The following is a 6,158-nucleotide window of genomic DNA, read 5'->3' on the forward strand; positions in this document are numbered from 1 at the left end:
CAGTGAGGACCCATGACACAAACCGATATCTGGCGTCTCAGCGCCACAGACCTGACCACCCTGACAAGACGCGGCGACCTGAGTGCAACCGAGGCGGTTCGGGCCTCGATCGAGCGAATGGATGAGGTCAACCCCGGTTTGAATGCGGTGGTGGAAGACCTGCGCGAGCAAGCGTTGGAACGTGCCGAAGCGCTGGACAATGCGCGGGCTGGCGGCAAACCCACGGGTCCGCTGCATGGCGTGCCGGTCACGATCAAGGTGAACGTTGACCAAAAAGGCCATGCCACAACCAACGGTGTCGTCGCATTGAAAGATGTGATTGCACCGGATGACGCCCCGGTTGTGAGCAATCTGCTAAAGGCAGGGGCTGTTGTTGTCGGGCGAACCAACACGCCCGAGTTCTCTTTCCGCGCCGACACGGACAATCCGCTGTATGGGCGTACGCACAACCCCTGGGGGCGGCATATCTCGCCCGGCGGCTCTTCCGGTGGGGCTGGCGTCGCGGTCATGGCCGGAATCGGCGCGCTGGCCCACGGCAACGATATCGGCGGCAGCCTGCGCTTTCCCGCGGCGGCCAACGGAGCCGTGACCGTGAAACCCGGGCTGGGGCGTGTCCCGGCGTGGAACCCAAGCCAGAAAGTCGAACGCGGTTTGCTGGCGCAGTCGATGTCAGTTCAGGGTCTGATAACCCGGTCGGCTGCTGACCTGCATCTGTCCATGCCCAGCCTGATCGCCGCCGACGCGCGTGACCCGTTTCACGTGCCGATGCCCTGGCGTGGTCCCGATCCTGACGCGCCCGTCAAGGTGGCCTTTACCAAGAACACATTCGGCTATGCCCTGCACCCCGAGGTGGAAAAAGCGCTCGACACGGCACGGGACGCACTGACCGATGCGGGTTATGTGGTGCAAGAGATTGACCCGCCTGATGTATTTGAATGCGGTCGGATCGGTTACCGTACGCTGATGGGCGAAGTGCTCACGCTCATGCAATCAGATATCGAAACGGTCGGCTCGAAAACCATTCAGAATATCTTTGCGGTCTATTTCCAGGAGTTCCCGCCAATTGTCGAAACCGAGATGGTTCAGATGCTGGCCAAACGAAGCCACTATGCGCGGGAATGGTCCCTGTTTTTACAAGATTACCCTTTGGTGCTGTCGCCTTTCCTGCCACAGCCGTTCTTCAAACCTGACCGGGACACCGAAGGCGCCGACGGAGTGCATGAGGTTCTGGGGTGCGCCGTTTATTCCTATGCGATGAACTTTCTGGGCCTGCCTGCGGCATCTGTCCCGGCCCGGCTGGCTGAATTGCCAAAGGGCCCACAGCCGATCAATGTTCAGATTGCAGCAAAGCGCTGGCGCGAAGATCTGGCGGTGGATGCGGCCTCGGCAATCGAGGCACGCGTGGGCCAAATGTGCCTGCCGCTTTGGGAGAAGTCAGAGTTGCAGGGCGGCTGCAAAAAATAGACCCCGGGACATTGTACCCGGGGTCCGACTGCTAAAATAAGCCCGGATTTCTGATGACGAGCGTAGCACCACCCACCCTCGCCAGCGCAAAATCTGCGCAATCATTCGAATACGCCGTTCAGGTGGCCACTCACTCCCACCTTGGCGTGTTCTCCGGGCAATTTCACATTAGCCAATCGTTAAGGGAATTCCTGTGAACTGCTTCACATAGGCGTGAGAAAAAATTCGGAGATGGCCGATTTTACGTGAATTGTTCGGATATTAGACGTTCTTCCAACCCATGGCCGGGGTCGAAAAGGATACGGTGCGCAATGGCTGGTTCCGACCTGATCTCGACCCAGTCTATATCCGGGAAAGAAACGGAATCAGCAGCCACGATGACCGGTCGCTTGTCAGCTTCGACCACATCGAACCTGACTTTCGCCATTTTCGGCAACAAGGCACCGCGCCACCGCCGTGGGCGAAACGCCGCGATGGGTGTCAGGGCCAGAACGTCAGCGCCAATCGGAACAATCGGCCCATGCGCGGAATAGTTATAGGCGGTCGATCCCGCAGGAGTGGCAAGTAATGCCCCGTCACATACCAATTCGGCCATGCGCACCCGGTCGTCTACACTGATCTTGAGCCTTGCTGCCTGAGGACCGGCGCGTAGCAATGACACTTCGTTGATCGCCAAGGCTTGGTGCAGTTTTCCTGATTGGTCCATCGCCTGCATGGCCAACGGGTTGATAACCTCTTCTTCGGCATCCTCCAACCGCGCCATTAGATCGTCTTCGTGATACTCATTCATCAGAAAGCCGATCGTGCCGCGATTCATCCCGTAAACCGGAGTATCGAGATGCTGCACATTGTACAAAGTGTGCAACATGAAGCCATCACCCCCAAGAGCAACCACAACATCTGCGTCGCGGGGCGCCACATTACCGTGTTTGGACACCAGAATATCCCGGGCCGTTTGCGCCACTTTGACCTCACTGGCAAGAAAGGCGATTCTTTTTTTCATGTTTTCCGGTTTCCGGTGCTGCACATTTGGTTCCGAAACAAACATACCTTTCCCCGATAGGCCAGTCTTGACGCCGCAGCGGGCCAAATCGTCGCTTTAAGCCTTTTGCGAATGTGGCGTTTCCGATAGGAAATCCGCAAGATTTTTACCCAGCCATGTGGAGCGCCCATGAACGCCAATCTTCGTGATACCGGATTTTTCACCCAGTCCCTTTCTGATCGTGATCCCGAGCTTTTTGGCTCGATCACGTCGGAACTGGGTCGTCAGCGCGACGAGATCGAGCTGATCGCGTCCGAGAACATCGTCTCTGCCGCCGTGATGGAGGCGCAGGGCTCGGTGATGACCAACAAATACGCCGAAGGCTATCCCGGCCGCCGCTATTATGGCGGCTGCCAGTTCGTCGACATCGCCGAAAACCTGGCCATCGACCGCGCCAAGCAGCTGTTCGGCTGTGAATTCGCCAACGTGCAGCCCAATTCCGGCTCTCAGGCCAACCAGGGCGTGTTTCAGGCGCTGATCAAGCCCGGCGACACCATTCTGGGCATGAGCCTGGATGCCGGCGGTCACCTGACCCACGGCGCCCGCCCGAACCAGTCGGGCAAGTGGTTCAACGCGGTGCAATACGGCGTGCGCCAGCAGGACAACATGCTGGATTACGATCAGGTCGAGGCGCTGGCGAAAGAGCACCAGCCCAAGCTGATCATCGCCGGCGGTTCGGCCATCCCGCGCCAGATCGACTTTGCCCGCATGCGTCAGATTGCCGACATGGTCGGGGCCTATCTGCACGTGGACATGGCGCATTTTGCCGGTCTGGTTGCGGCGGGCGAACATCCCAGCCCCTTCCCGCATGCGCATGTGGCCACCACCACCACGCACAAGACCCTGCGCGGCCCGCGCGGCGGCATGATCCTGACCAATGATGAAGATATCGCCAAGAAAGTGAACTCGGCCATCTTCCCCGGCATTCAGGGCGGCCCGCTGATGCATGTGATCGCGGCCAAGGCCGTGGCCTTTGGCGAGGCGCTGCGGCCCGAGTTCAAGTCCTACATCCAGCAGGTGATCACCAACGCCCAGGCGCTGTCGGATCAGCTGATCAAGGGCGGTCTGGACACGGTGACCCACGGCACCGACACCCATGTGGTGCTGGTCGACCTGCGCCCCAAAGGCGTCAAGGGCAACGCCACCGAAAAGGCCTTGGGCCGGGCGCATATCACCTGCAACAAGAACGGTGTGCCGTTTGATCCGGAAAAGCCGACCATCACGTCGGGCATCCGTCTGGGTTCGCCCGCCGGCACCACCCGCGGCTTCGGCGAGGTCGAATTCCGCCAGATCGCCGACTGGATCATCGAAGTGGTCGACGGCCTGGCCGCCAATGGCGAAGACGGCAACGGCGCCGTCGAAGCCAAGGTCAAGGCCGAGGTCGCAGACCTCTGCGCCAAATTCCCGATCTATCCGAACCTGTAAGACGAAGGACCCGAACCTATGAGCTTTCATTCCATTGACCAAGCCCCAGCACGCCTGAACCGAAGTGAATTGGCCGTGCCCGGCAGCCAACCCGGAATGTTCGAAAAGGCAGCCAAATCCGATGTAGACGTCATTTTCCTTGATCTGGAAGACGCCGTCGCGCCCGATGAAAAGGAACAGGCCCGCAGGAACATCATTCAGGCGCTGAACGACATCGATTGGGGCAACAAGACCATGTCGGTTCGGATCAACGGTCTGGACACGCATTACATGTACCGCGACGTCGTCGATGTGGTCGAACAGGCGGGTGAACGGCTGGACCTGATCATGATCCCCAAGGTCGGGACAGCCGCAGATGTGTATGCGGTCGACATGCTGGTGACCCAGATCGAAGACGCCAAGGGTTACAAAAAACGGATCGGGTTCGAACACATCATCGAAACCGCGCTTGGCATGCAGAATGTCAGTGAGATTGCGGCAGCATCCAAGCGAAATGAAAGCTTGCACTTCGGTGTGGCCGACTATGCGGCCTCGACCCGTGCGCGAACCACGATCATCGGTGGTGTGAACCCGGACTACTCTGTTTTGACCGATGCGGACCCCGAGGACGGTCGCCAGACCCATTGGGGTGACATGTGGCATTATGCTCTGGCCCGCATGGTGGTTGCGGCGCGCGCCAACGGGCTGCGTCCGATTGATGGGCCTTTTGGCGATTTTCAGGACCCGGACGGTTACAAGGCCGCCGCAAAACGTGCCGCCGTTCTGGGTTGCGAGGGCAAATGGGCCATTCACCCAAGCCAGATCGCGCTGGCGAACGAGGTGATGTCGCCGTCCGACGCCGAGGTCATCAAGGCGCAGCGAATTCTTGTTGCCATGGCCGAGGCCGAGGCAGACGGAAAAGGCGCCGTTTCGCTGGATGGTCGACTGATTGATTACGCCTCCATCCGTCAGGCCGAAGTGCTGGTGGAAAAGGCAGGCCAGATTGCTGCGGCGTGAACCAAACCAGTGTTGCGTGGGCAAACTGCCCACGCGATGTCATCGCCGGTTGCGCAAGCCGAAGAAGTGCTAGGATCCTTCCGGGGCCATCGAACCCGTGAACCGACGGTCCCGGACATCATCCGGGCTGGTTTTGTAGCAGCGTTGAAACGCACGTTTCAATGCGACGGGCGATGAAAAACCGGTGGCTGCCGAGATTTCGATCTGCGACATGTTCGTGAACTGCAACAGGTTCTGCGCCCTTTCCAGACGAAGCTCCTTGTACGTGGAAAGAAGCTTTGCTCCGGTTTTGCTCAGGAACCGTCGTTGCAGCTGCCGCGTCGAGGTTTTGAGCAAACGGGAAAGATCGGAGATCGTCAGAGGATCTTCGATGTTCTCCTGCATCGCATCCAAAGTGCGCACCACCAGAAGATCGCCTTTTGCCTTGTGCACCAACCGGGCGGCCAACCTGCTTTCGTGTTTTTGCGTAGGTTCGGTCAGGCCGATATAGCTGCGCAATGCGTCCGCAATATGCTCTCCGTGATCCAAGGACACGAATTCGGACAACAACCGCAACGCGCTCAGTCTGCTGGTCGCGCTGTGGGGGTGCCCGTCGGCGGCCAGATGGGTTGCCGCACCGCAGCTTTCCAATCCGCTTTCCAGCGCGGCCGCGGCAAAGTTCGGGTGAACCGCGACGATGTTTCGGCCCGCTCTGCCCAGTTGCACCAGCAACAGGACAGCTCCACCGACCAGAACGGTCCTTGAAGACAGGTTGAGAACTTGCGAAATCCAGCTTCTGCGCGAACCGGAGACGTCCCAGTTGTTCTCCAGGTCGCCCCAGAATATCGCCGTCCGACCTGCCCAATAAAGAGGCCCGCCAACCGAGTCATTTCCGGACACCCGGAGATTGACGACGTAAGAGCAGTTTTCGACCAGGCTGTTCAGAGCGTGATAGAACTCGACGACGATCTCGGCCGATGCCAGCGCCCGGGTGTCGCTGAGGATAACATCGATGTGTTTTATTCTTTCGGGCACCTCCGGCCCGGTCTTTGCCAGGTCGGCGCGATCATTTGCGAGGACATAGTGTTTCATTGTTCCTCCATCGAATTGACGAGAGGCAGCGCCTCGCTGGACGCTGCCCTCATTTTCGGATTTCAATCCGCTAGGGCAAACCGCGGATTGCTACGCCCGGTTCCCTATTCCGCGGCGTCTGCGTATGCGTCCATTGGGGGGCATGTGCAGACGAGGTTTC

5 protein-coding genes are annotated in these 6,158 nt (G+C 59.2%); 3 read left to right on the plus strand and 2 right to left on the minus strand.

What is annotated here, in order from left to right; translation table 11 throughout:
- The first annotated feature begins 12 nt into the window (after positions 1-12).
- On the plus strand, positions 13-1,464 hold the full coding sequence (locus I9184_RS08235) for an amidase family protein (RefSeq protein WP_209833660.1): 1,452 nt from the start codon (positions 13-15) through the stop codon (positions 1,462-1,464).
- Positions 1,465-1,705: 241 nt separating this feature from the next.
- Here I9184_RS08235 and I9184_RS08240 read toward each other — a convergent pair whose 3' ends face one another.
- On the minus strand, positions 1,706-2,467 hold the full coding sequence (locus I9184_RS08240) for an NAD kinase (protein ID WP_245217987.1): 762 nt from the start codon (positions 2,465-2,467) through the stop codon (positions 1,706-1,708).
- Between the two features lie 168 nt (positions 2,468-2,635).
- Here I9184_RS08240 and glyA point away from each other — a divergent pair, with 168 nt between their 5' ends.
- Positions 2,636-3,931 carry a serine hydroxymethyltransferase gene (glyA, locus tag I9184_RS08245; protein WP_209547090.1) on the plus strand — a complete coding sequence of 432 codons (1,296 nt, stop codon included), beginning with the start codon at positions 2,636-2,638 and terminating at the stop codon, positions 3,929-3,931.
- A gap of 18 nt (positions 3,932-3,949) precedes the next feature.
- On the plus strand, positions 3,950-4,927 hold the full coding sequence (locus I9184_RS08250; RefSeq protein ID WP_209833662.1) for a CoA ester lyase: 978 nt from the start codon (positions 3,950-3,952) through the stop codon (positions 4,925-4,927).
- 69 nt (positions 4,928-4,996) lie between these two features.
- Here I9184_RS08250 and I9184_RS08255 read toward each other — a convergent pair whose 3' ends face one another.
- Positions 4,997-5,998: a helix-turn-helix domain-containing protein gene (locus tag I9184_RS08255; protein WP_171725211.1), complete on the minus strand. Its 1,002-nt coding sequence runs from the start codon at positions 5,996-5,998 to the stop codon at positions 4,997-4,999.
- Positions 5,999-6,158: the final 160 nt, after the last annotated feature.

It is taken from the genome of Ruegeria sp. HKCCE3926 (assembly GCF_017872515.1).
In the GTDB taxonomy this organism is placed as follows: domain Bacteria; phylum Pseudomonadota; class Alphaproteobacteria; order Rhodobacterales; family Rhodobacteraceae; genus Ruegeria.